Genomic DNA, 23,150 nt, shown 5'->3' on the forward strand with positions numbered 1-23,150 from the left:
ACCCCACCCAATAAGTCGTTTGCCCAGCCCCCTAACAACGACAAAACTGCATGTCACTCGCAAAACAACAACGTTGGGCAAACCACATGCAACCCGAGCGCAATTTCTACAACGGCCACTTCGCCGAACCCGCCAGCGATGCCTTGATCGCCGTCTACAACCCCGCCACCGAAACCCTGGTTGGCCACGTCAGCGCGGCCACCGCCGATGAGGCTATCGCCGCCGTCGACGCCGCCGCCATCGCCCAGAAAACCTGGGGCAAGCTCACCAGTATCGAGCGCGCCGAACACCTGCGTGCGTTTGCCGATGCCCTGGACACCCACGCTGAAAGCATCGGCAAGGCCCTTGCCAGCGAGTCCGGCAAGAGTGTCAGCGACGCCAGCAACGAAGCGCGTTATGCCGCGCAGATCACCCGCTACCACGCTGAGTGGGCGCGCCGTATCGAAGGCGAGATCATCCCCAGCGATACTCCGGACGAAAACCTGTTCCTGCAACGCGAGCCGATTGGCGTCGTGGCCTGCCTGATCCCGTTCAACTACCCGGTCTACACCTTGCTGCGCAAGATTGCCCCGGCATTGATCGCAGGCAATACCGTGGTGGTGCGCCCGAGCAACAACACGCCGCTGTCGGCGTTTGAAATCGCCAAGGCGGTGGTCACGGCTGGCATCCCGGCCGGGGTGATCAACATCCTCACCATGGACCACGCCACCGCTGCCAGCGTCTGCACCCACAAGGCCGTTGGTTTGATTACCCTCACCGGCAGCGTCAATGCCGGGCGTATCGTGTTGGATTACTGCAAGGCCAACATCGCCAAGCCGTCCCTGGAACTGGGCGGCAAAACCCCGGCGATCATCGAGGCCGATGCGGACCTGGAACAGGCGGCCAGCGCCATCGTTGCCTCCAAGACTACTCACTGCGGCCAGCTGTGCACGGCGGTGGAGCGTGTGTACGTGCACGAAAGCGTCTACGACCGCTTCCTGGCGCTGCTGAAAACAAAGATCAGCGCGGTCAAGTTTGGCGATCGTGCCCAGGACGCCAGCCTGATGGGTCCACTGGTCAACGCCAGCTCACAACGCAATATCCACGCCATGGTCGAGCGCGCCGTCGCCGCCGGTGCTGTACTGGAAGTGGGCGGCGTGCTGCCCGAAGGCCCTGGGCATTTCTACCCGCCGACCTTGCTCAGCGGCTGCCGCCAGGACATGGAGATCATTCAGGAAGAAATCTTTGGCCCGGTACTGCCGGTGCTCAAGTACCGCGATATCGACGAAGCCCTGGCCATGGCCAACGACCATCAGTTCGGCCTCTCGTCGGTGCTTTACACCGAGAACTACCGCACGGCGATGAAAGTGGCGAACGCCATCGAGGCCGGCGAGTTGTACGTCAATCGCACCCCGGCGGACCCTTATCAAGGGTTTCACGCCGGTTGGAAACGCTCAGGGCTGGGCGGCGATGACGGTAAGCACGGGATGCTTGAGTTCACCCAGACCCGCTTGGTGGTCATGAAGTACTGATCCACGAACACTTGCTGCACCTTCAATAAAAACAATTATCAGGGCACCCGCGCATCGGGTGCCTGAGGTCTACACGATGTCCAAGCCTGCACCCGTTGCCCAGGTTTCCGTTGCCGTGCCCGCGGCAAACAGCGACAAAGCCAGTCGCTACTTCCAATTGCTGTTGCTGGTGCTGGCCGCCGGGGCGATCTACCCGATCCTCTACCTGCGCCAGGTCTACCAGACCACCATGCTGGAGGTGTTCCAGATCAACCACAGTGAGCTGGGCTACCTGTACTCCATGCTCGGCACGATCTTCTTGCTCAGTTACTTGCCCAGCGGTTGGCTGGCGGACCGTTTGCCGCCACGCTTCCTGATCTTCTTCTCGCTGGTTGCCACCGGCGCACTGGGCTTGTGGTACGCCAGCGTGCCGTCGATGACCGGCCTGATGATCATCTTCGGATGCTGGGGCCTGACCACCGGCCTGACGTTCTGGGCCTCGGTGCTCAAGCGCGTGAAGATGATTGCCCATCACACTGAACAGGGCCGTTTCTTCGGCATCCTCGACGGCGGTCGTGGGTTGGTGGAAGCCTTGCTCGCCACCGTGGCGCTGGGTTTGTTCGCCTACGCCACGGAAACCCGTAGCCAGACAGCGGCGCAGGGTTTCAAGCACGTCGTGTACCTGTATTCCTTCGTGTGTATTGCCATCGGCTGTGTGCTGGTGCTGCTCAAAGACCCTAAGTCCATGGCCGACACCGCTGCGGTGGAGAAGGGCAAGTTCAACCTGCTCGCCGACCTGGCCACCCTGGTTAAGATCCCCGAGCTGTGGTTGGTGACCGCCATCGTGTTTTGCGGCTACCACATGTTCTGGGCCACCTACAGCTTCTCCGACTACCTGCAAGGCAGCGGCATGACCGCCGTGATGGCCGGCACCATCACCACTATCAAACTGTGGATGCGCCCCATCGGCGGCATCGGCGGTGGCTGGTTGGGAGACAAGTTTTCGAATATCTCGGTGCTGATCGTCGCGCTGGTGCTGGTGACCTCGGCGATGGTGGGGCTGATCGTGTTCCCGGCGTTCAACAGCCTGGGCCTGCTGATCGGCACGGTGATCTTTATCGGCCTGATGACCTACGCGATTCGCGGCCTGTACTGGGCGATCCTCGACAGCTGTGACATCCCGCTGCGCATCACCGGCCTGGCCATCGGCATTGTCTCGGTGGTGGGTTACCTGCCGGACACCTTTATCCCGCTGATCAATGGCTACCTGACCGACACCTACCCAGGCAAGGCCGGTTACAACCTGTATTTCGGCTACATCGCCTTCATCGGCGTGCTCGGCACCCTTGCGGCCCTGACCCTGCGCGCCCGAATCAACCGTAAAAAATTCAACCAGACCGGTGCCTGAGATGAAAATCGTCGCCCTTGAAACCCATATCGTTGCCGTTCCACCGCCGCATATCGGTGGCATGTACTGGCTGTTCGTCAAACTCAAGACCGACTGCGGCATCGAAGGCGTCGGCGAGATCTACGCCGCCACCTTCGGCCCCAAGGCCATGCTGCCGATCATTGAGGACGTGTTCGAGCGCTACCTGCTCAACCACGACCCGCACCATATCGAGCGATTCTTCCGCCAGGCGTATTCCAGCGGTTTCACCCAGCGCCCGGACCTCACCATGATGGGCGTGGTCAGCGGCCTGGAAATGGCGTGCTGGGACATTATCGGCAAGGCCGCTAACAAGCCGGTCTACGAGCTGCTCGGCGGCAAGGTCAACGAGCGCCTGCGTTCCTACACCTACCTGTACCCGGTCAACAGCAAAGGCGAGTACGACTACGACGACCCGGACCTGGCCGCCGAGTGCGCCATCGAGAACATGAACAAGGGCTTCACTGCCGTGAAGTTCGACCCGGCAGGTCCGTACACCGCGTATTCCGGCCACCAGATTTCCCTGGAAGTGCTGGAACGCTGCGAGACCTTCTGCCGCAAGATCCGCGAAGCGGTGGGCGACAAGTGCGACCTGCTGTTCGGCACCCACGGGCAGATGGTGCCGTCGTCGGCAATCCGCCTGGCCAAGCGCCTGGAAAAATACGACCCGCTGTGGTTCGAAGAGCCCGTACCACCGGGCCAGGAAGACGCCATGGCCCAGGTTGCAGCCAAGACCAGCATCCCCATCGCTACCGGCGAACGGCTGACCACCAAGTATGAGTTTTTCAAGCTGCTGCAAGCCGGCGGTGCGTCGATCCTGCAAATGAACGTGGCGCGCTGCGGCGGGCTGCTGGAAGCCAAGAAGATCGCGAGCATGGCCGAGGCCTACTACGCGCAGATCGCGCCGCACTTGTACAACGGGCCGATTGGCGCGGCGGCAAGTTTCCAACTGGCGACCTGCACGCCGAACTTCCTGATCCAGGAAAGCATCATGACCTGGGGTGGTTTCCACGCTGAAGTGCTGACCAAGCCGCTGCAATGGGAGGACGGCTACATCATTCCGTCCACCGAGCCGGGCCTGGGGGTGGAGCTGAACATGGACGTGGTGCGCAAGCACACGCCGTACACCGGCGAACGCTTGCACCTGCAAATGGCGCCTGCTCCAGCTGACGTGAAAGACACTTCGCCCGCCAAGGGCTAAAAAACGACTTAAGCGGTAACCGTGAATGACATATGACTACATCATCGCCGGCGCTGGCGCTGCCGGCTGCGTCCTGGCCAACCGGCTGTCCGCCTCGGGCGAATACTCCGTGTTGCTGCTGGAAGCCGGCGGCAAGGACAGCTCCTGGTGGTTCAAGATCCCGGTCGGTTTCGCCAAGATGTATTACAACCCGACCTTCAACTGGATGTACTACAGCCAGCCGCAAAAGCAGCTGGCCGACCGTGCCATCTATGCCCCACGGGGCAAAGTGCAGGGCGGCTCGGGCTCGATCAACGCAATGATCTACGTGCGCGGCCAAGCCCATGACTTCAACGACTGGGCGGCGAATGGCAACGACGGCTGGGGTTTTGCGGACGTCTTGCCGTACTTCCGTAAGCTGGAAAATCACCCGCTGGGTGATACCGAGTATCACGGTAGCAGCGGCCCCATCAGCATCACGCCAATGAAGGGGCAGACCCACCCGATCTGCGATGTGTTCCTCAAGGGGTGCGAGCAACTGGGCTATGCCCACAGCGACGATTTCAATGGCCCGAACTTCGAAGGTGCGGGCCTGTATGACGTCAACACCCGCAATGGCGAGCGCAGCTCCAGCAGCTTTGCGCACCTGCACCCGGCGCTGAGTCGCAAGAACCTCACCGTGGAGCTGCATGCCCTGGTGGACCGCGTGTTGTTCGACGAGCACCAACGCGCCACCGGGATTGCGGTGACCCAGCACGGTGTGGTCCGCACCTTCACTGCGCGCAAGGAAGTGATCCTGTGTGCCGGCGCGGTGGACACGCCGAAGATCCTGCAACTGTCCGGCGTGGCCGACCAGCAATTGTTGGCCGAGCACAGTATCCCGCTGGTAAAGCACTTGCCGGCGGTGGGGCAGAACCTGCAAGACCACCTGTGTGCCAGCTACTACTACAAGGCCAATATCCCGACGCTGAACGACGAACTCAGCTCGCTGTTTGGCCAATTGAAACTGGGCCTCAAGTACCTGCTGACCCGAAAGGGCGCGCTGGCCATGAGCGTGAACCAGGCCGGTGGTTTCTTTCGCGGCAACGATGAGCAGAAGGACCCGAACCTGCAGCTGTACTTCAACCCACTGTCGTACCAGATCCCGAAAAACAACAAGGCCAGGCTCAAGCCCGAGCCGTATTCCGGCTTCCTGCTGTGCTTCAACCCGTGCCGTCCCACCAGCCGCGGCACCATCCGCATCGCCTCGAAAAACCCTCGGGACGCGGCGTTGATCGACCCCAATTACCTGAGCACCCAGAAGGACATCGACGAGGTGATCCAGGGCAGCCGGTTGATGCGCAAGATCATGCAGGCACCGGCGCTCAAGGGCATCACCGTGGCCGAAGTGTTGCCCGGCAACGCGGTACAGACCGACGAGCAGATGCTGCAGTATTTCCGCGAAAACAGCGGCTCCATCTACCACCTGTGCGGCTCCTGCGCCATGGGCTCGGACCCGCAGGTGTCGGTGGTGGACAAGCGCTTGAAGGTGCATGGGCTGGACGGGTTGCGCATTGTCGATGCGTCGATCTTCCCGAACGTGACCTCGGGCAACACCCATGCGGCGGTGTTGATGGTGGCGGAGAAGGGCGCGGACCTGATTTTGCAGGATGCTTGAGGCCTCCCAATAAACACAACGTTGAAAAGATCATGGTGCAGCGGCGCGATATTAAATAGAATGAATCTCATTTGAGACTCACTCGCGCCGCGCAGGTCGCTTGCCATGAATGATGCTGTAGCCCCGACCCACGCCCCCGAACTGACTTTGTCGAGTCTCTACCGTGACCACCGCAGTTGGCTGGAAAGCTGGCTGCGTCGACGCCTGGGCAATGCCTGGGATGCGGCGGACCTGAGTCAGGATACGTTCTTGCGGGTACTCGCCAGCGCCCAGCCGATTGCGCAGATGCAGGAACCGCGTGCGTATCTGGTAACGGTTGGCAAGCGCCTGCTGATCAACTTTCATCAGCGGCGCAGCCTGGAGCAAGCCTATCTGAGCGCCTTGGCCACACTGCCTGAAACCTGTGTGCCGTCGCCCGAACAGCGCTGGCTGTTGCTGGAAACCCTGCAAGCCCTGGATGAGTTGCTCGATGGCTTGCCTGTGTTGGTGCGTCGCGCATTTCTGTGGAGCCAACTGGAAGGCCTGGGCTATCGCGAGATTGCCGAGCGCCTTGATGTCTCTGAGCGCACCGTGAAGCGCTACATGGCCCAGGCTTACGAGCATTGCTTGCTGGTGGACCTGTGAGCCGCGACGTTGCGCGCGCGGCGGCGCAGTGGCTGGCGTTGCTGGAGTCTGGCGCAGCCACCGAGCGCGATCACGTGGCGTTGCAGCACTGGCGTGACAGCCACCCCCAGCACGAACAAACCTGGCAGAAAGCCCAAACCCTGCGTCAACGGTTCAGCGACTTGCCCCAGGCCTTGGCCATGGCCAGCCTCGACCGCCCGCAACCGGGACGGCGCGCCGTGCTCAAGCGTGCGTTAGGGTTTGCAGCCTTGGTGCCAACGGCTTGGTTGATCAGCCGCCAATTGCCTATCGAGACCTGGCGTGCCGACCTGCATACGGCGACCGGCGAGCGTAAGCGCCTAGCGTTGGCTGACGGTGCCAGCTTGCAGCTCAATACGGCTACCGCCGTCGACGTGGCGCAACGGCGTATCAGCCTGGTGGACGGCGAGCTGGCGCTGAATGTTCCGGGTGTGGCGGCAATGACGGTGCACACGCGCTACGGCGAACTCAGCGTCAGTCAGGCGCAAGTGTGCGTGCGGCAACTGGCTTCCGGCTGCCTGGTGTCGGTGCTCAAGGGGACGGTGCAGGTGCGTGACCTGAGCGGTCAGCTCACGACCTTGCAAGGCGGCCAGCAAGCGCCCCTGAACGCCAGCGGCCTGGGGGCCTCGGCACCGTTTGACGTGTCGCAGCTGGGTTGGCGCGACGGCGTGCTGACGGCGCAAAACCAGCCGCTGGGGGATTTTTTGCGTGAGCTGGAACGCTACCGTCCCGGCGTGTTGCGCTGGAATCCACGGCTGGAAGGTTTGCGGGTTACCGGTAGTTTTCGGCTGGATGATACGGATCGGATCCTCAACCTGCTGGCCTCGACATTGGGGTTCGAGGTGCAGGCGCGAACCCGCTATTGGGTCACCCTCACTTAAGGTCAACACCAATTCCCGGTGGGAGCGGGCTTGCTCCCACATTGGAATGGTGTTGTGTTGAAGGGCAGGTTCCAGTTTCAGATCACATGCGCCCGCTGCAGCTCTGTCAGCGAGAGGGCTTTCAACTGCGCCAGCAGCGGATCACGCCGGTCCCTTGGGTGCGGCAAGTCCACTGTCAATTCCTGGCGAATGCTGCTCGGCCGGTTGTCCATCACCAGCACTCGATCACTCAAGTACAGCGCCTCGTCGACATCGTGAGTCACCAGCAGCAACGCAATCGCGTGGTGCTCGGCCAGTTGCAGCAGCAAGTCTTGCAGCTTCATGCGGGTAAACGCATCCACCGCGCTGAATGGCTCATCCAACAGCAAGACCTGCGGGCGGGAATACAGGCCACGGGCGATGGCCACCCGTTGCGCCATGCCGCCGGACAGTGCCTTGGGCAGCGCCTGGGCAAAGCCCTTGAGGCCGACTTCCTCGATCAATTGCGTGACCCAGGCCTTGTCGTAGCGGTTGTCGTCGCTGAATCCGATGTTCTGCTCCACCGTGAGCCAAGGCATCAGACGGGGTTCCTGGAACACAAAGGCGACTTCGCCATCCGGGCTGCGCAGTTCACCTTCGAAGTCCTTTTCCAACCCGGCGACGATGCGCAACAGCGTACTTTTGCCGCAGCCGCTTGGCCCCAGTAGGCTTACGGCTTCGCGAGGCTGCAGGGCCAGTCGCACGTCTTTCAACACGACGCTGTCGGCGAAGCTTTTTCGGGCTACGCGAATATCCAATAACGATGATGTAGTCACTGCTGCGCCCCTTGACCGTTGAAGGTATCGCGCCAGGCCAGGCAGCGTTTTTCCAGCGCCGCGAGCAGGCCATCGCTGACCTTGCCCAACAACGCCAATACGATGATCGCCGCCAGCACGATGTCCGGGCGCGAGGTTTCGCGCCCATCGCTGAGCAGGTAGCCCAACCCCTTGGTGGCTGCGATCAGTTCGGCGGCCACCAAGAACATCCACGCCAGGCTCAAGCCGCTGCGCAAGCCGGTAAACAAACCGGGCAGGGCGGCGGGCAGGAGGATGCGGCGTACCAATCGGCGTCGACTAAAGCCATACATTTGCCCGACTTCCACCAGCTTGCGGTCGATGTCGCGGATGGCCGCGACGCCATTGAGGTACACCGGGAAGAACGCGCCGATCGCGATCAGCACGATCTTGGAGGTTTCATCGATCCCCAGCCATAACAGCAACAGCGGCACCCAGGCCAGGCTCGGGATCGAGCGCAACCCGGCGAATGTCGGTTCCAGGTAAGCCTCGGCCTCACGGCTCAAGCCCACCCAGGCGGCAAATACCAGGGCCAGGCTGGCGCCGATGGCAAAGCCGAGCAGCACCCGGCCGAGGCTGGCGCTGATGTGTTTCCACAGCGCGCCCTCGGCCAGTTGCGTCAGGGTCACGGCGATTTCGCTGGGCGCCGGCATCTGGTACGACGGCAACCAGCCGACCCGCACCACCCCTTCGAGGAGCAGCAGGATCAGCACCGGCAACACCAGGCCCTTGAGTCGGCGAGGCCAGGCACTGCGGTTGATCACCGGCGGCGCTGCCAAGGGCAATGCTTGGGTTTTGCTGGTCATCACGCGCCCCTTATTGACCGAACGAGGTGTCGATCAGCTGGTCGATCACCTGGTCCACATTCACCCCGCGACGTACCAGCTCCTCCGACACCAAAATTGGCGCAGCGGCCTTGGACGACACCACGTCCTTGCTGCTCAGGAACGGTGTGCTCAAGTCGGTGCGCGACAGCTGCAGCTTGGCCACTTCCAACGGCAGGCCCGACTCATCGGCCAGCAGCTTGGCGAATTCATCCGGGTGCTTCACCGCCCAGTCGCGGGCTTTTTCGTAGGCGCCGAGCACTTTGGTGATGGTCTGTGGGTGCTCCTTGGCGAACTTTTCGGTAACGCTGACCACGCCATAGCTGTTGAAGTCCTTGTTGCGGTACAGCAAGCGCGAACCGGCCTGGATTTCACTGGCGGCCATGTGCGGGTCGAGACCGGCCCAGGCGTCTACATCGCCTTTTTCCAGGGCGGTGCGGCCATCTGGGTGTTGCAGGTGCACCAGCTCTACATCGTCCTTTTTCAGCCCGGCTTTTTGCAGGCTGCGCAGGGTGAACAGGTACGGGTCGGTGCCTTTGGTGGCGGCGATTTTCTTACCCTTGAGGTCGGTGACGCTTTTGAACGGCGAGTCCTTGCGCACCACCAGGGCAGTCCATTCGGCACGGCTGTACACATACACCGATTTGATCGGGCTGCCGTTGGCGCGGCTCAACACGGCGGACAGGCTGGCGGAAGACGCGAAGTCCACGCCGCCGCTATTGAGGTACTCCAGGGACCGGTTGCTGCCCTGGCTCAGTACCCAGCCCACCTTGGAGTTTGGCAAGGCTTGCTCCAGCCAGCCGAAGTGCTTGAGCACCAGGCTTACCGGCGAATAGTAGGCGTAGTCGAGGTTGACCTGCGCGGGATCGGTCTCGGCGGCAAAGGCCTGCGGTTGCAGGCACAGGGCGAGGGCGAAGGCGCCCAATAAGCGTTGGGTGATGGGTTTCATGGAACTGCTCCGGAAGGCGTTGAGAGAAGGCTTTTCTTATATTCAGAAAATTAGTCGGCATGTTCCATCATGCTTTTCAGGAATATGCAGTCTCTGTGCCAGCAGGTTCGGAGGCGTATTTACGGTGTTTGGCGGGTGTAGCGCTGTAATGGGAGGGGCAGATTGTTGAAACACTGTTGGCAGGGCAACAGTCCGTATATATCTATATCGAATAAATAAAGAGTTATATATTCCTTTTAAGTTTTTCTGCGCTGTTGCATCTTGAGGGCCTGCGCATTCGTGCGGATTGACCCAACAGCCAAAAGGAAAGCCGACATGACCATTAAAGCGATCAACGTGCGCAACCAGTTCAAGGGCGTTATCAAGGAAATCCTGCTGGGCGAAGTGGTGTCCGAAATCGACGTGCAAACCGCGTCTGGCATCGTCACCTCGGTGATCACCACTCGTTCGGTGCGTGACCTGGAATTGAAAGTGGGCAGTGAAGTGATTGCCTTTGTGAAGTCCACCGAAGTGTCCATCGCCAAGCTGTAACTGCTCCCCCCGCATTGCGCGGGGGGAACGTTCCCTCAGCGCGTGTGCAGCGCGCGCTCCATGCGCTGCAATCCTTCCTCCAGCAACGCCCGTGGGCAGCCGAAGTTCAAACGCACGAACTGCTGGCTGTCATCGCCGAACTCAATGCCCGCGCTCAAGCCGACCTTGGCCTGCTCCAGGAAAAACTGCTGCGGGTCATCCAGGCCCAGGGCGCTGCAATCCAGCCATGCCAGAAAGGTGCCTTGGGGCGCGTGCATCACCACGCCAGGCAGGCGGGTTTGCACGGCTTCGAGCAGGTAGTCGCGGTTGGCTTGCAGGTAGTGCTTCAACGCGTCCAGCCACTCACCGCATTGGCTGTAGGCGGCGCGGGTGGCCTCCAGGCCCAGGGGGCTGACGCTGTCGACCATGCCGCAGCGCGCGTTGTTGAAACGCTCGCGAATCTCGGCGTTCTGGATCACGGCAAAGCAGGTCTTCAAGCCGGCGACGTTGTAGGCCTTGCTGGCCGACATCAGCGTGATGGTGCGCTGGGCGATCTCATCGCTGAGGCTGGCGGTGGGAATGTGGCGACGGCCATCGAAGCACAGCTCGGCGTGGATCTCGTCGCTGATGATCAGCGTGCCTTGTTCCAGGCAAGCGTTGGCCACGGCCAACAGTTCTTCACGGGGGAAGACTTTGCCCATGGGGTTGTGCGGGTTGCTCAGCAAGAACGCGCCAGCGCCGGCCAGTGCGTCACGCAGGGCGGGCAGCGGGGTCAGGTATTCACCGTCGAGCAACTCGAACGGCACTTCGATCTTCGGCAGGTTCCAGTGCCCGGGTGCCAGGCGGATCGGCCGGTAGTTGGGGGTTTGCAACACCACAGGCTGGTCCGGTTGTACAAAGGCATGCAGCGCCATGTTGAAGCCCGGCTCGACGCCCGGCAGGAACAGCAGGTCTTGCGGTTGCACACGCCAGGCGTATTTGTTCCACAGGTCGGCGACGATGGCGTCGCGCACATCCGGGCCGGCCACGCTGTAGCCGAGAATCTGTTGGTCGAGGCGCTCGCGCAGGGCCTGCAATACGGCGGGCGGTGCGGCGATGTCCATGTCGGCGATCCACATCGGCAACACGTCGGGCGGGTAACGGTTCCACTTGGTGCTGCCGGTGCCGAGGCGAGGGTGGATCGTGTCGAAATCAAAGCTCATGGTGGGCTCGTGTCAGGGAGGCGGGCGCAAGAATGGCGCTGATTCTAGCGCCATTAGCCGGTCTGTGGGAGCGGGCTTACAAACCCTGGCTGCCCCTGATCAGGTCGTAGGCCTTGCGTGCAATCGGGTTTGCCGTATTAGGCCGAATCCACAGGTAATACGTGACATCCGGCAACCTCGGCAGCCCATCCGTTTCGCCGAGCACGCGCATGTCGGGTCCGAGCATCTCCATGCTGCGTGGGGTCACGCCCAGCCCCGCACGGGTGGCGGCCTTGATGCCGATCAGGTTAGACGCCAAATACGCCTGCCGCCAAGGGATGTTCGCGCGCTCCAGCGCTTCCAACGCATAGCGCCGGTAGATGCTGGGCTCATCCACCAGGATCAGCGGCAACGGCTCGCTGGGTGAGTGAATGTACTGCGCCGAGCAAATCCACCACACCGGTGAGGTGCGCAGGGCAAAGCCTTCAAGGTTTGGGTCGGAGCGGGTGGAGATCACCATGTCCACCTTGCCCCGGTGCAGGTCATCCATCAGGAACGGGCTGCGGCCCACGTCGATCTCCAGGCGCAGGCGCGGTGCAGAACGGGCGATATGGCTGAGGATCGGCGGCAGGATGGTGTCCGCAATGTCATGGGGCGAGCCGATGCGCAGTACACCGCTCAGGCTGCTTTCGCGCAGGGAGTTCAATGCGTCGTCATTCAGCGAAAGCATCTGGCGCGCGTGCCGCAGTAATTGCAGGCCGGGCTCGGTGAGCTGTTTTTGCCGGCCGCGCTTTTCGAACAGGCTGACGCCCACCTGCTGTTCCAGGCGCTGCATGTGCTGGGTTACCGACGATTGCGTGCGAGCCAGGTGCGTGCCGGCTTCGGCGAAGCTGTGGTGGTCGACCACGGCGATGAAGGTGCGCAGCAATTCAAGATCGAGGGTGGACATGGGCATTTTTATATCAAGGGTTTGAAGTTAAACATTACAGATTTTTATGTATTGGTGAAGATCGTTTTTGCGAAGTCCAATGAATCAGGGGTTTTTATGTATTCCTATGCGTCGAGTTATAACGATATGAGATCTTTGCATTTCCGTTGCCTGACCACTCTCCCTAGCATGCCCCCCATCAGGTCGGGGTACGCCGATCATTAGCCAGGGAGAAGTCCAATGAAGTTGAAAAAATGGTTGCCGGTGGCCCTGGGGTCGATGATTGCCCTAGGCGGCAGTGTGGCAGCGCAGGCGGATGCGACCCTGGACAAGATCGAGCAACGCCACGTGCTGGTGGTCGGTGTGCTGCTGTCTGGCGGACCGTTTGGCAGCATTGATCCGAGCACGCAAAAGCCCAAGGGCTTGAACGTCGACCTGGCCAATGAGCTGGGCCGTCAACTCAAGGCTGAAGTGCAGCTGGTACCCGTTTTGCCGGCCAACCGCGTGCAGTTTCTACAACAAGGCAAGGTCGACCTGCTGATTGCCAATATGGAATGGACGGCCGAACGCGGTGAGATCCTCGGGTTTGTGCCCACGCCGTTCTACCGCGTCGGCGGTACCGCAGCGGTGCTCAAGGACAGCACCATCACCCGCTGGGAAGACCTCAAGGACCAGCCCGTGTGCACGTCCCAGGGCAGCAGCTACGTCAAGCCGCTGACCGAGTTCGGCGCGCAGATCAAAGCCTTCAAAAGCTCTTCCGAATCGCTGCTGGCACTGCGTGGCAACAACTGTGTAGCGGCGGTGCATGACGCCACCCTGATCAATCCGTTGATCAATGACAGCGCCGAGTGGAAGGACTACCGCGCCCTCAGCCCGGAACTCAACCCGGCGCCGTCGGTGATCTGGACCCGTCGTGGCGAGAGCGACACCCAGGCCAAACTCGACCCCATCGTCAAGGAGCTGCACCGCAGCGGCTGGCTGATCGACGCCCAGACCCGCAACCGCATCAGCCCGGCATCGCCTGCGCTGGTGGAATTGCAGAAACAGTTCAAGGGCGCTTGAGGACTGTGAGCCATTTGCTGGAGTTGTTCGTCCATTGGGCGGCGGGTTTGGGGTTGAACTACAGCTTTTTGCTGGACGCCTACCAACGTGGCAGCCTGGTGCAGGGCGCATTGACCACTGGCTTGCTGTGCGTGTTCACCATCGTCGGCAGCCTATTAGCGGGGATTTCCCTGGCGGCCATGCTGACGTCGGGCAACCCGTGGCTGGCCAAGCCAGCGCGGGTGTTTATCGAGGTTACGCGCAATACCCCGACCCTGGTGCAGCTGTACTGCGCGTTCCTGGTGCTGAACATGTTACTGACCCAAGCGGTGGGCGCGGCCAACCCGCTCACGCCGTTTGCCTGGGTGGTCATCGTGATCTCCCTGCACAAGGGCGCGTTCCATGCCGAAGCCTTGCGGGCGGGCATTGAGGCGGTGCCGGCGGTAACGCTGGAGGCCGCCAGCTCCCTGGCCTTCAGCCGTCGGCAGTTGCTGTGGAATGTGCAGTTGCCGTTGGCCCTGCGTTTTGCGCTGCCGTCGCTGATCAACAACCTGATCGACCTGGTGAAGATGACCGCTGTGGCCTCGGCGATTGCAGTGGGTGATATCACCTACGCCGCCATCATGATCTGGACCCAGAGCGACAACGTGCTGGAGCTGATGATTCTGATCCTGGCGTTTTTCGGCCTGCTGAGCTTTACCGTCAATTGTGTGGGGCGCCTTTTGGAAGCGCGCTTGAGGATGCCCGGCTATGGCCATTGATTCATTCCCGGTGCTGTCGGCGTTGCTGCAATGGTCACCCGCGCTGGTGGCCGGTTTTGGCCAGAACATTCTGATCAGCCTGTTGGCGATTGGCATTGGTTCGGCGTTGGGGTTGGTGATCGGCGCATTGGCGTTGTCGCCATTGGGCTTTGTTGCACGGTTGTGGGTGCAGGTGTTTCGCAATGCACCCTGGCTGGTGCTGATTTATTTCACCACCTACGTGTTCCCGTTCGAGATTCATATCGGCAGCCATTACGTGCCGTTTCCCGATTGGGTCAAGGTCACTATCGGCCTGGCCTTACCGGCCAGTGCCAACGTGGCGGAGATCTTCCGCGGTGCCATTGGTTCGATCCCCAGCACCCAGTGGGAAGCGGCGCGGTCGCTGGCATTTACCCGTGGCCAGCTGTTTCGCTCGATCATCCTGCCGCAGTGCTTCAAACGCATGTTGCCGCCGTGGATGAACCTCTATGCCGTGGTAACCATGGGCACCGCACTGGCTTCGCTGGTGGGCGTGCATGACGTGATCGACACTGCGCAGATCGCCAGCAACACCGTGAACCTCACCGGGTTTACCGTGACGATCTACCTGAGTTTGCTGGTGCTGTTCTTTGCCTATTGCTACCCGATTTCCCGTCTCACCCAACACCTGGAGCGTCGTTATGCCTTCTACTGAATCTCTGGTGAGCTTGCGGGATGTGCAGCTGTCGTTCGGCACCAACGCGGTGCTCAAGGGCATCGATCTGGAGGTGCAGCGCGGCCAGGCGGTATCAATCATCGGCCCTTCAGGCTCGGGCAAATCGACGATTCTGCGTTGCATTACCGGGCTGTTGCAGCCCCAGCGCGGCAGTATCCGGGTGGGGCAAACTCAGGTCGACACACTGGTTCAGGAAGCCCAACGCATTGAGCTGCGCAAGCGTGTGGGTTTTGTGTTCCAGCAATACAACTTGTTCCCGCACTTGTCGGTGTTGGAAAACCTGGTGATTGCCCCGCGCAAAGTGCTCGGGCGTAACCGCGCCGATGCCGAGAAAGATGCGCGAGCGCTACTCGCCAAGGTGCGCATGGAGCACAAGGCCGATGCGTACCCCGGCCAACTCTCCGGCGGCCAGCAACAGCGCGTGGCCATTGCCCGCGCCTTGGCCATGCGCCCGGAGCTGATCCTGTTCGATGAAGTGACCTCGGCCCTGGACCCGGAAACCGTTGGCGAAGTGCTGACGGTGATCCGCGAACTTACCGAAGAGGGCATGACCTGTGTGCTGGTCACCCATGAAATGCGCTTCGCCGAAGAGATCAGCGACGTGGTGTATTTCACCGAAAACGGCGTGATTGTCGAGCATGGCAGCGCGCAGCAGATCTTCCAGAACCCCAACAGCGAACGCACCCAGACGTTCCTGCGCCATGCATTGGGCGATTCGGGGCGCCGTGGCCCCATCGCCCACGACCCGTACCTGCTGACCAATTTGGGTCGTTACAACCTGTCTGTCTGATTAGAGGAAACCCGTGATGAGTACCGAAAACCGTGCCGCCGTTATCGAGGCGTTCTTGCAGCAGATCCGCGTGATCAACAAGCGCGGCGTAGACCGTGCGGCCCTTGAAGAAATTGTCGGTCTGTTGGAAGCCCTGGCGGAACGTCGCGACCTGTTCAACTTCGACGCATTCCCCGCGCCAGTGCCGGGGCAGGGCAGCACTGCGTTCCGCTATCGCCTGAATGACGACGGTGATACCCCAACGCTGTACCTCAATTCGTTGCTACCGGGCAAAAGCACCATCCCCCACAACCACGAGACCTGGGCAATCATCAGCGCTGTGGAAGGCCAGGAAATCAACTACGTCTACGCCCGCAATGACGAAGGTCGCGAGCCTGGGTTCACCACGTTGAGCCTGGAGAAAGAAGTGATTGTGCAGCCGGGCACGTCGATCTCGTTCCTGGGTGAAGACCTGCACGGCATCAAGGTCGAAGGCGAGCAGGCGACGCTGCACTTCCACCTGTATGGCTTGCCACTGGAATCCCTGAACGGTCGTTATGGCGTGGAGGCAGACGGTCGCATCCTCAACTACAACGCCTCGCAAATGGTGCCATCGATCAAGGCCTATGCCTGATTGCAGCCACTCTTTCTTGAACACTGTTGGGACTTCCATGAGCCAGACCATCACCCCACGTCAACTGCAGCAATGGCTGTTTGACGGGCAGGAAATTGCGGTATTCGACGTTCGCGAACATGGACAATACGGTGAGGCCCACCTGTTCCATGGGGTGAACCTGCCCTATAGCCGCCTGGAGCTGGACGTACGCCGCCTGGCGCCGAACCCGCAGGTGCGCCTGGTGATCTATGACCAGGATGGCGGTGAGGTGGCGGCACGTGTGCTGGCGCGTTTGCAGGGGTTGGGTTACGGCCATGTGCATGTCCTGCAAGGCGGTGCGGATGGCTGGCAAGCGGCGGGCCTGCAACTGTTCGCTGGGGTGCATGTGCCGTCCAAGGCCTTTGGTGAGTTGGTGGAAGAGGCCAGTCACACACCGCACGTCACAGCGCGACAACTGGCGGACTGGCAGGCCAGCGGTGAGCCGCTGGTAGTGCTCGACGGCCGGCCGTTCGACGAGTACCGCAAGATGACTATTCCCGGTTCCATCTGCTGTCCCAACGGTGAACTGGGCTACCGGGTGCACGATCTGGTGCCGGATGAGACCACGCCCATTGTGGTCAACTGCGCCGGGCGTACCCGCAGCATTATCGGTGCGCAGACGCTGATTAACCTGGGGTTGAAAAACCCGATCTACGCGCTGGAAAACGGCACCCAAGGATGGTACCTGGAAGACTTCAAACTGGAGCACGGCAGTACGCGGCGCTATGCCGAACAGGTCAGCACCGACCTGGCCCAGCAGCGCCAGGCTGCCCGGCAACTGGCTGAGCGGGCAGGGGTGGTGAGTGTGTCGGCGGACCAGGTGCGCCAATGGGCCGATGATGCGCAACGCAGTCTGTTCCTGTGTGACGTGCGCACGGCTGAAGAGTTTGCTCTCGGCAGTTTGCCGGGTGCGCAGCACACACCGGGCGGGCAGTTGATCCAATCCACCGACCTGTACATTGGTGTGCGTCAGGCGCGCATTGTGCTAGTGGACAGCGATGGGGTCCGTGCGCCCATCGTCGCCAGTTGGTTGCGCCAATTGGGGCATGAGGCCTACGTGTTGAACGGCGGTATTGCCAGCGGTCTGGCCCTGCCGGTGGTGCAGCCAGTGGCGTATGAACCGCTGGCGCTGATCAGCCCGCATGCCGTTGAGGTGAGTGAGGTCAACCTGATCGACCTGCGTCCGAGCATGGCGTTTCGCAAGGGGCATATTCCTGGCGCTCGCTGGTCGATTCGTTCGCGGTTGAAGGCCGATAACCGCCCGTTGGTGCTGGTGGCAGATGATCCAGCGTTGGCGGCGTTTGCTGCCCAGGGGCTGGACGCAAAACTGCTCGACGGTGGGTTCGAGGCGTGGGTTGCTGCGGGTTTGCCTGTGGCAGAGGATGGGCAAAACCCACCTGACGCCGAATGCATCGACTTCCTGTTCTTCACTCACGACCGCCACAGCGGTAACAAGGATGCCGCACGCCAGTATCTGGCGTGGGAGATCGGCTTGCTGGCGCAGATGAGCGAGGTGGAAATCGCCAGCCTCAAGCCGCTGGCGCCGCTGTCGCGGGTGCGTACCCGGTTGATCCACGCGGCACGGACCGAAAAGGGCCAGGGTGGCCGTGCGGTCAACGTGCCGATCACGCGCATCAGCACCGTACTGTTCGACAACCTTGCACAAATGCGCGATGCCCGTGCCCGCCGCGACAGCGAGCGCGTGCTCACGTACGGCGCGCGCGGCAACCCGACATCCCACGCCCTGGAAGATCTGGTCACTGAGCTGGAAGGCGGCTATCGCAGCCGTCTCTACGGTACCGGGCTGGCCGCAGCGGCCCAGGTCTTCCTGGCCTACCTGCGCCCTGGCGATCATGTGCTGATCACCGACGCGGTGTATTCGCCGGTGCGCAAACTGGCCAGCGAGTTCCTGCAGCCGTTCGGTATTGAAGTCAGCTATTTCGCCCCCGATGGCCAAGGCCTGGAGGCGCAACTGCGGCCCAATACCAAGCTGGTTTACGCCGAAGTGCCCGGTTCGCTGCTCTACGAACTGTGTGATTTGCCCGCCATCGCGGCCCTGTGCAAACCGCGCAATATTCTGCTGGCCGTGGACAACACTTGGGGCTCGGGCTACCTGTACCGACCGCTGGTGCTGGGGGCTGACATTTCCATCATGGCCCTGACCAAATACCTCGGTGGCCACAGCGACGTGATGATGGGCAGCGTGTCCACCACCCAAGCCGCTTGGCCGGCGCTGGGGCGCATGAGCGACACCTTCGGCAATGCCGTCAGTGCTGACGATGCCTACCTGATCCTGCGCGGCGCACGTACATTGGCCGCTCGCCTGGATGTGCATGAGCGCCAGGCGCTGGAGGTCGCCCAGTGGTTGCAGGCGCAGCCGCAGGTCAAGCGTGTGTTTCACCCGGCGCTGCCTGATCACCCAGGTCATGCGCTGTGGCGTCGCGACTTCTCTGGCAGCAATGGCTTGTTGTCGTTTGAGCTCAACAGTGCTGACCCGGCCTACCTGGAACGCTTGATCGACGGCTTGCAGCTGTTCGGCTTGGGCGCTTCATGGGGCGGCTATGAAAGCCTGGTCACTGTGGTCGATACCCAAGACCGTGACAGTACGACGGATCGCGGATTGAATCCGGTGGTGCGCTTGCATATCGGACTGGAGGATGTGGCGGCGTTGATTGAAGATTTGCACAAGGGGTTTGCGGCTGGGGCCGCTGAATAACAGCGTGGCCGGGGCTTGCGAATGGTGCAGTCCCCGGCCGTGCTAATAGGTGCAGACTTGAATCAGATGGGTGTGCTTAAGGCCCTGATGCGTTCGATATTGAATTTATCGCCGATCGCCTTGGCATCAAACGTACTGATTTTGTACTTCTTGCCGGTCAGGAAATTTCCAAATGCGTCAAGGCCTTGTCCGGTGCCGCTACTTAGCGATTTTTCCAATCCCTTGGCCATTGATTCTTGGGTGGGGAACGTCGCCAGCCCGTAGTTTGGATCGTAAAAAAACCAGCTCTTTTGGGTGATATTTGCAGGGTCGACCTTTACCCCTGCAAGCATTCCATGGTTGGTGCTGCTAATCAGTAAGGTCTGCGAGGATTCGGATTGTCCCAATCTTTCAATGATTGTTTTGTAGGGAACGGGGCTTCCGGCAGCCGCGCTGTGAAATGTAGTTTCCTGGCCGACGCTGGTTTGCAGGTTCGACAGGTTACTGATGAATTTTGCCGCGTTTTCGGCTTCAGGATTCTCCATGGCGACTGCCATGTTATTGATCAGTGTGGTTTCATTGCCTTCCAGCAATGCAAGGCCCATGGCGTTGGAGAGTGCCGCACACTCTCCCGTTAAGTCGAAACCGGTCTTGCTCAGGTAATAAGTTTGTGGAACCCCTTGAGTGGTGCCACCTACTGTCTTTATTTGACTTTCGAATGCCTGTGCGTCGAGTTGGACCCGGTCCAATATCAACTGGTCACGCCGTCGCATTAGGCTGCCGATTTGCTCCGACTCCAGCGTGCTGTTGGCAATGAGGGTTTCGATTTTTTTGATGTCCATCGTGGCGCTATAGCCGGGAACCGAAGTCGGCGCGATAGTTGTTTTATAACCATTCATATATTCCGTCGGTTTCCCGTATTTCGCCTTGATAACGTTGACTTGAAACCTGGCGGGCATATCCGGATCAGGTGGAGTGGAAGGTGTGCGATCAAAGAAACCACCCATGCTGCGGGGGCTTTCTTGCGGTAAAAAACCGTTCAACTTAGAGCCGTAGGGCTGGCCACTGATCGGGTCGACTGCATACCACCCGTCCTTGCCGTCAAACTTTGCAAGCAATCCTGTTGCTTCTCCCGTTTCACCTGCCAGCTTGGTGGTACCAAAGGCTGTACCGTCCGCGCCCGTCTTTATGGCTGCGTTGACGCCTATTCCCTGAGCCAGGTTGCGCGCCACGGGGCGGGCGCTGCCAAACGAAGGGATCGTGGAATAAAATGGCTTTGCAACTTTTTCGGCACCCACCAACCTGATCAGGTCATCCGTTGAACGACTGGCATTTTTAAACATGCTGAACAGCGTCTTGGCGGACTTAAGCTCGTGGGCGACTGCACGGAAGCCCGGCGCACCGGGCATGAGGATCATGGTGCCGTCGATAATGAAGCTGTTGATCGCTTCCAACGCATCCCCATTGATTGCGTGCTTCAAAGTATTTGCAAAGGGTATCAAGCTTAGAATTGCCGCAGCGCCTGCACGCTGGTAGCGGTGGGTCATTTCCAGCCCGCTTTCTCCGCTGGCGTTTTGGCGCAATGCTTCTTTATCGGGAATCAGGTGTTTGGAGGCGGCAAACTCGGCCAGGGCGTAACTTTTGCCACCGAGGAAGGACAGGTCTGACGTCTTGTCACTGCTAGGACGTTGCCATTTGAACGGTGGCCGGATTTGCTCTATCACCAACTCGGATGACACGCCGGGTCGGGGGGCGTCGCCAGTGCTGTACGCCGCCCAATCAAACGGTTGCTGGGCATTGGACTCGGTATTTACGTAGGCCTGGATATTGGCCCCCACTTTCAACTGCGCAGGCAGATCGGTGCGGATCTGGATTTTCCCTTGCTGAGGAAACACTTCGTAGTAGGTGACTTTTGACAGGTGCTCGGAACGGATGATGAAGCCTTGGCGGCCTTTACTGGCCTCCGTATCAGCCTTGGTGACGAGATGGGAAGCGCCCGATGTGACGGCTTTTCGTAAGGTATAAAACGTCTGTTCGCCGTGTTGAAGACCGTGCCGGTCCTGTGGCGGAAGCTGCGAGAGTAGATCTCTGACAATGGAGTTAGTGCCCGTCAGCAGGGCGTTGTAGTAGCTGTCGAATTTTTCTTCGAACTCACGTTTGACATCGTAGAGCCGGTGGCACTGCCTTTCGATCGGCTCCATGGCGAAGTTGGAGCTTATCGAGCGCCACTTGCCGACTTTGAGTTTCCCGGACATATGCACATCCAGCAGGCTGTAAAAATGATTCCTGCTGTACTCGTTATTGTCCCCCGTGGCTTGGAGCACTACGCGCTTGAAGTCGACGTTTTCGCCATAGACGCGTTTCAGATCATCCAGTGCAACTTGCTCGCGCGTGGGTTGTTGTTGACCTAATAGCGGACCGGCCAATACCAGGGAGGAGGGCTGAGACTGAAAGTCTCGCTGGGCCTGCTTAAGTTCATCGACTGAATAGTTGGCATCGGTGTTTTTGTCGACTCGGCCATTGGTAACCGCCCAATCCATCAAAGCGTCACGCCGGGCTACCAAGGCGTTCTCACGCTCCTGCTCTGTGATGGGCTCCGTACCGGCGTAGTCCATGACCTGGTGATAGGTCATGGTTGCGCTGCTGCCCGGTGCAATCTGTTCGATGCGCGCAACCGTTGCACTGAATACCATCCAGGTGTGAGAGCCATAGATAAGGGTGTCGGGCAGGTTTTTGACCAGAAACTGTGGCGCGACCCGAGACAGCATCAGGTAGCTCATTGCCCGGGCGTAAGTGTCCTTGACGCCAGCAGTGTTGATCAGATGTTTGTCGAGGGCTGTCATGATGATTTCGGCCGAGTGGCCGAAGTGATTCGGTTGGTCCAGGACAAAACCGCGAATCGTATTGCGCGTATTTCCGGCCTGGGGATCCAGGGTCAGTACCAATGCAGACATCGCTAGTTCGCGGGCGCTCGTGTCCGTTGCCAGTACGCCGAGTTCGGTTTCCAGCTTTTTTCCCAGCGCAATCGCTTTGGGGCTGGACAGCAAGTGCTCAAGCGCATGGCGCGGGGCTATGGTCAGTGCGCGCATACAGCGTTCGGAGGTGGACGTTGGGTGGTGAGCCGCCGCCGAGGTGGAAGGTGTGCGAGTTGTTTGCAGGCAGGTAGAGGTTTGTGTGAACGCGCCGCTTGTTTCTGACCTGAAGACGTCCTGATAGGAGTATTTGAAGCCGTGCATATCTACGGTTCTGCTGCCACTAAACGTCGCGCTCAGGCGCTGTGGGTTTTTCAGCTCCTCCTGGACACTGGCATCATCCAGCGTAAAACCGCCCAGATTGTCGAGCAGGCCTCCCTTGCTTTTGTCGATCCATCCAGCAACACCGTGTATGACCTGTGCCCGCTGGTTTGGCGTCAGGGGGATCTCTCGCGACAGCAGCCCCCAATAGTTACGATCTGCAGGCGCGGGAGGTGGAGCAAAGGCAATTGCATCGTGCAGGTTTTGCAGGTCCTTTGCCTCGGTAGGCATGATCCAGCCGTTGCGTGTGATCAGCCAATCCAGACTTCTCCACGTTGTTTCGGTTTGCGCCAATTCACGTCCCAGGGAGGAGTTCGCGCGGACAGCAAACTTGGTTTGCTTCAAGTCCACCATGCTCTCGCTGGAATCTTTTACCGCAGCGCTCAATGTATCGAGCAGCGCTTTGCGAGTTTCGATATTGGCCGCTGCCGGTGTTTGGTTAAAAGAGAATTTTGTTTGAGTGTCTTCTGCCGTGGGTGTCGACACAAACGTTGGCGCAGGGAAGGGCGTTGTCGTTGATAGGTTTTGGACTGTTTGGGTGGCTGTCAAACTCATGGATATCGACCTTTCGTAATCACAGGGTTGGCATTTGCCACATGCCGCGCAAGACAAGGCAATGCCAGTCACTCTGTGGTGTGGGAAAGGCAGCTGTTCCGTGGACGCGCAGGTTTTATGTAACCCTTGACCCTTCTACGAGCGGTCGCGCAATTACCGCTATCAGGAGGGAACGCCTACCAACTAGTGAGATGGTATTTGTAGGGA

The 23,150-nt window shown here is 60.3% G+C and carries 19 protein-coding genes; 13 read left to right on the forward strand and 6 right to left on the reverse strand.

Annotated features, from left to right (window positions below; translation table 11 throughout):
• The first annotated feature begins 86 nt into the window (after positions 1 to 86).
• The 6 genes from aldA (at position 87) to HF257_RS30145 (ending at position 7,276) form a co-directional block, all read left to right on the forward strand.
• Positions 87 to 1,511: an aldehyde dehydrogenase gene (gene aldA / locus HF257_RS30120; protein WP_185709947.1), complete on the forward strand. Its 1,425-nt coding sequence runs from the start codon at positions 87 to 89 to the stop codon at positions 1,509 to 1,511.
• A gap of 76 nt (positions 1,512 to 1,587) precedes the next feature.
• Complete coding sequence (locus tag HF257_RS30125) at positions 1,588 to 2,898, forward strand: MFS transporter (RefSeq protein ID WP_185709923.1); 1,311 nt, start codon at positions 1,588 to 1,590, stop codon at positions 2,896 to 2,898.
• Between the two features lies 1 nt (position 2,899).
• A complete protein-coding gene (locus tag HF257_RS30130; protein ID WP_185709922.1) occupies positions 2,900 to 4,117 on the forward strand; it encodes a mandelate racemase/muconate lactonizing enzyme family protein in 1,218 nt (405 codons plus the stop codon).
• Positions 4,118 to 4,142: 25 nt separating this feature from the next.
• Positions 4,143 to 5,753 carry a GMC family oxidoreductase gene (locus HF257_RS30135; protein WP_185709921.1) on the forward strand — a complete coding sequence of 537 codons (1,611 nt, stop codon included), beginning with the start codon at positions 4,143 to 4,145 and terminating at the stop codon, positions 5,751 to 5,753.
• 105 nt (positions 5,754 to 5,858) lie between these two features.
• Complete coding sequence (locus tag HF257_RS30140; protein ID WP_185709920.1) at positions 5,859 to 6,377, forward strand: sigma-70 family RNA polymerase sigma factor; 519 nt, start codon at positions 5,859 to 5,861, stop codon at positions 6,375 to 6,377.
• Positions 6,374 to 7,276, forward strand: a complete 903-nt coding sequence (locus HF257_RS30145) for a FecR domain-containing protein (RefSeq protein WP_185709919.1) — start codon at positions 6,374 to 6,376, stop codon at positions 7,274 to 7,276. Before HF257_RS30140 ends, HF257_RS30145 begins: the two co-directional genes overlap by 4 nt.
• A gap of 77 nt (positions 7,277 to 7,353) precedes the next feature.
• Here HF257_RS30145 and HF257_RS30150 read toward each other — a convergent pair whose 3' ends face one another.
• Genes HF257_RS30150 through HF257_RS30160 form a run of 3 tightly spaced genes read right to left on the reverse strand, consistent with a single transcriptional unit; the run spans position 7,354 to position 9,861 of the window.
• A complete protein-coding gene (locus HF257_RS30150; RefSeq protein ID WP_185709918.1) occupies positions 7,354 to 8,070 on the reverse strand; it encodes an ABC transporter ATP-binding protein in 717 nt (238 codons plus the stop codon).
• On the reverse strand, positions 8,067 to 8,894 hold the full coding sequence (locus tag HF257_RS30155; protein ID WP_185709917.1) for an ABC transporter permease: 828 nt from the start codon (positions 8,892 to 8,894) through the stop codon (positions 8,067 to 8,069). Before HF257_RS30155 ends, HF257_RS30150 begins: the two co-directional genes overlap by 4 nt.
• A 10-nt stretch (positions 8,895 to 8,904) precedes the next feature.
• On the reverse strand, positions 8,905 to 9,861 hold the full coding sequence (locus tag HF257_RS30160; protein ID WP_185709916.1) for an aliphatic sulfonate ABC transporter substrate-binding protein: 957 nt from the start codon (positions 9,859 to 9,861) through the stop codon (positions 8,905 to 8,907).
• 315 nt (positions 9,862 to 10,176) lie between these two features.
• Between HF257_RS30160 and HF257_RS30165 the strand changes: the two genes are divergently transcribed.
• Positions 10,177 to 10,392 (forward strand): TOBE domain-containing protein, encoded by a 216-nt coding sequence (locus HF257_RS30165; RefSeq protein WP_003173733.1) that lies wholly within the window; start codon positions 10,177 to 10,179, stop codon positions 10,390 to 10,392.
• Positions 10,393 to 10,427: 35 nt separating this feature from the next.
• On the opposite strand, the gene HF257_RS30170 is transcribed toward HF257_RS30165, so the two are convergent.
• Positions 10,428 to 11,573: a MalY/PatB family protein gene (locus HF257_RS30170; protein ID WP_185709915.1), complete on the reverse strand. Its 1,146-nt coding sequence runs from the start codon at positions 11,571 to 11,573 to the stop codon at positions 10,428 to 10,430.
• A gap of 76 nt (positions 11,574 to 11,649) precedes the next feature.
• Positions 11,650 to 12,501 carry a LysR substrate-binding domain-containing protein gene (locus HF257_RS30175; RefSeq protein WP_185709946.1) on the reverse strand — a complete coding sequence of 284 codons (852 nt, stop codon included), beginning with the start codon at positions 12,499 to 12,501 and terminating at the stop codon, positions 11,650 to 11,652.
• Between the two features lie 219 nt (positions 12,502 to 12,720).
• On the opposite strand from HF257_RS30175, the gene HF257_RS30180 reads away from it, so the two are divergent.
• Genes HF257_RS30180 through metC form a run of 6 tightly spaced genes read left to right on the forward strand, consistent with a single transcriptional unit; the run spans position 12,721 to position 19,116 of the window.
• Positions 12,721 to 13,542, forward strand: coding sequence for a transporter substrate-binding domain-containing protein (locus HF257_RS30180; protein ID WP_185709914.1), 822 nt, complete (start codon positions 12,721 to 12,723; stop codon positions 13,540 to 13,542).
• Between the two features lie 5 nt (positions 13,543 to 13,547).
• Positions 13,548 to 14,282: an amino acid ABC transporter permease gene (locus HF257_RS30185; protein WP_185709913.1), complete on the forward strand. Its 735-nt coding sequence runs from the start codon at positions 13,548 to 13,550 to the stop codon at positions 14,280 to 14,282.
• Positions 14,272 to 14,955 (forward strand): amino acid ABC transporter permease, encoded by a 684-nt coding sequence (locus HF257_RS30190; protein ID WP_185709912.1) that lies wholly within the window; start codon positions 14,272 to 14,274, stop codon positions 14,953 to 14,955. The genes HF257_RS30185 and HF257_RS30190 overlap by 11 nt, the downstream gene beginning before the upstream one ends.
• Complete coding sequence (locus HF257_RS30195) at positions 14,942 to 15,766, forward strand: amino acid ABC transporter ATP-binding protein (RefSeq protein WP_185709911.1); 825 nt, start codon at positions 14,942 to 14,944, stop codon at positions 15,764 to 15,766. Before HF257_RS30190 ends, HF257_RS30195 begins: the two co-directional genes overlap by 14 nt.
• A 16-nt stretch (positions 15,767 to 15,782) precedes the next feature.
• Positions 15,783 to 16,379: a cysteine dioxygenase family protein gene (locus HF257_RS30200; RefSeq protein ID WP_185709910.1), complete on the forward strand. Its 597-nt coding sequence runs from the start codon at positions 15,783 to 15,785 to the stop codon at positions 16,377 to 16,379.
• Positions 16,380 to 16,416: 37 nt separating this feature from the next.
• The gene (gene metC, locus HF257_RS30205; protein ID WP_185709909.1) at positions 16,417 to 19,116 is read left to right on the forward strand and encodes a cystathionine beta-lyase; all 2,700 of its coding nucleotides are present in this window, start codon (positions 16,417 to 16,419) and stop codon (positions 19,114 to 19,116) included.
• A gap of 62 nt (positions 19,117 to 19,178) precedes the next feature.
• On the opposite strand, the gene HF257_RS30210 is transcribed toward metC, so the two are convergent.
• Complete coding sequence (locus HF257_RS30210; RefSeq protein ID WP_185709908.1) at positions 19,179 to 22,943, reverse strand: hypothetical protein; 3,765 nt, start codon at positions 22,941 to 22,943, stop codon at positions 19,179 to 19,181.
• Between the last annotated feature and the right edge of the window lie 207 nt (positions 22,944 to 23,150).

This window comes from Pseudomonas cremoris, from assembly GCF_014230465.1.

What these genes read in the sequence shown, in the direction of transcription:
- HF257_RS30180 (WP_185709914.1), top strand. Translation starts at nt 12,721, where the DNA reads ATGAAGTTGAAAAAATGGTTGCCGGTGGCCCTGGGGTCGATGATTGCC.
- HF257_RS30165 (WP_003173733.1), top strand. Translation starts at nt 10,177, where the DNA reads ATGACCATTAAAGCGATCAACGTGCGCAACCAGTTCAAGGGCGTTATC.
- aldA (WP_185709947.1), top strand. Translation starts at nt 87, where the DNA reads ATGCAACCCGAGCGCAATTTCTACAACGGCCACTTCGCCGAACCCGCC.
- HF257_RS30170 (WP_185709915.1), bottom strand. Translation starts at nt 11,573, where the DNA reads ATGAGCTTTGATTTCGACACGATCCACCCTCGCCTCGGCACCGGCAGC.
- HF257_RS30190 (WP_185709912.1), top strand. Translation starts at nt 14,272, where the DNA reads ATGGCCATTGATTCATTCCCGGTGCTGTCGGCGTTGCTGCAATGGTCA.
- HF257_RS30135 (WP_185709921.1), top strand. Translation starts at nt 4,143, where the DNA reads ATGACATATGACTACATCATCGCCGGCGCTGGCGCTGCCGGCTGCGTC.
- HF257_RS30130 (WP_185709922.1), top strand. Translation starts at nt 2,900, where the DNA reads ATGAAAATCGTCGCCCTTGAAACCCATATCGTTGCCGTTCCACCGCCG.
- HF257_RS30160 (WP_185709916.1), bottom strand. Translation starts at nt 9,861, where the DNA reads ATGAAACCCATCACCCAACGCTTATTGGGCGCCTTCGCCCTCGCCCTG.
- HF257_RS30125 (WP_185709923.1), top strand. Translation starts at nt 1,588, where the DNA reads ATGTCCAAGCCTGCACCCGTTGCCCAGGTTTCCGTTGCCGTGCCCGCG.
- metC (WP_185709909.1), top strand. Translation starts at nt 16,417, where the DNA reads ATGAGCCAGACCATCACCCCACGTCAACTGCAGCAATGGCTGTTTGAC.
- HF257_RS30210 (WP_185709908.1), bottom strand. Translation starts at nt 22,943, where the DNA reads ATGAGTTTGACAGCCACCCAAACAGTCCAAAACCTATCAACGACAACG.
- HF257_RS30140 (WP_185709920.1), top strand. Translation starts at nt 5,859, where the DNA reads ATGAATGATGCTGTAGCCCCGACCCACGCCCCCGAACTGACTTTGTCG.
- HF257_RS30200 (WP_185709910.1), top strand. Translation starts at nt 15,783, where the DNA reads ATGAGTACCGAAAACCGTGCCGCCGTTATCGAGGCGTTCTTGCAGCAG.
- HF257_RS30155 (WP_185709917.1), bottom strand. Translation starts at nt 8,894, where the DNA reads ATGACCAGCAAAACCCAAGCATTGCCCTTGGCAGCGCCGCCGGTGATC.
- HF257_RS30195 (WP_185709911.1), top strand. Translation starts at nt 14,942, where the DNA reads ATGCCTTCTACTGAATCTCTGGTGAGCTTGCGGGATGTGCAGCTGTCG.
- HF257_RS30175 (WP_185709946.1), bottom strand. Translation starts at nt 12,501, where the DNA reads ATGTCCACCCTCGATCTTGAATTGCTGCGCACCTTCATCGCCGTGGTC.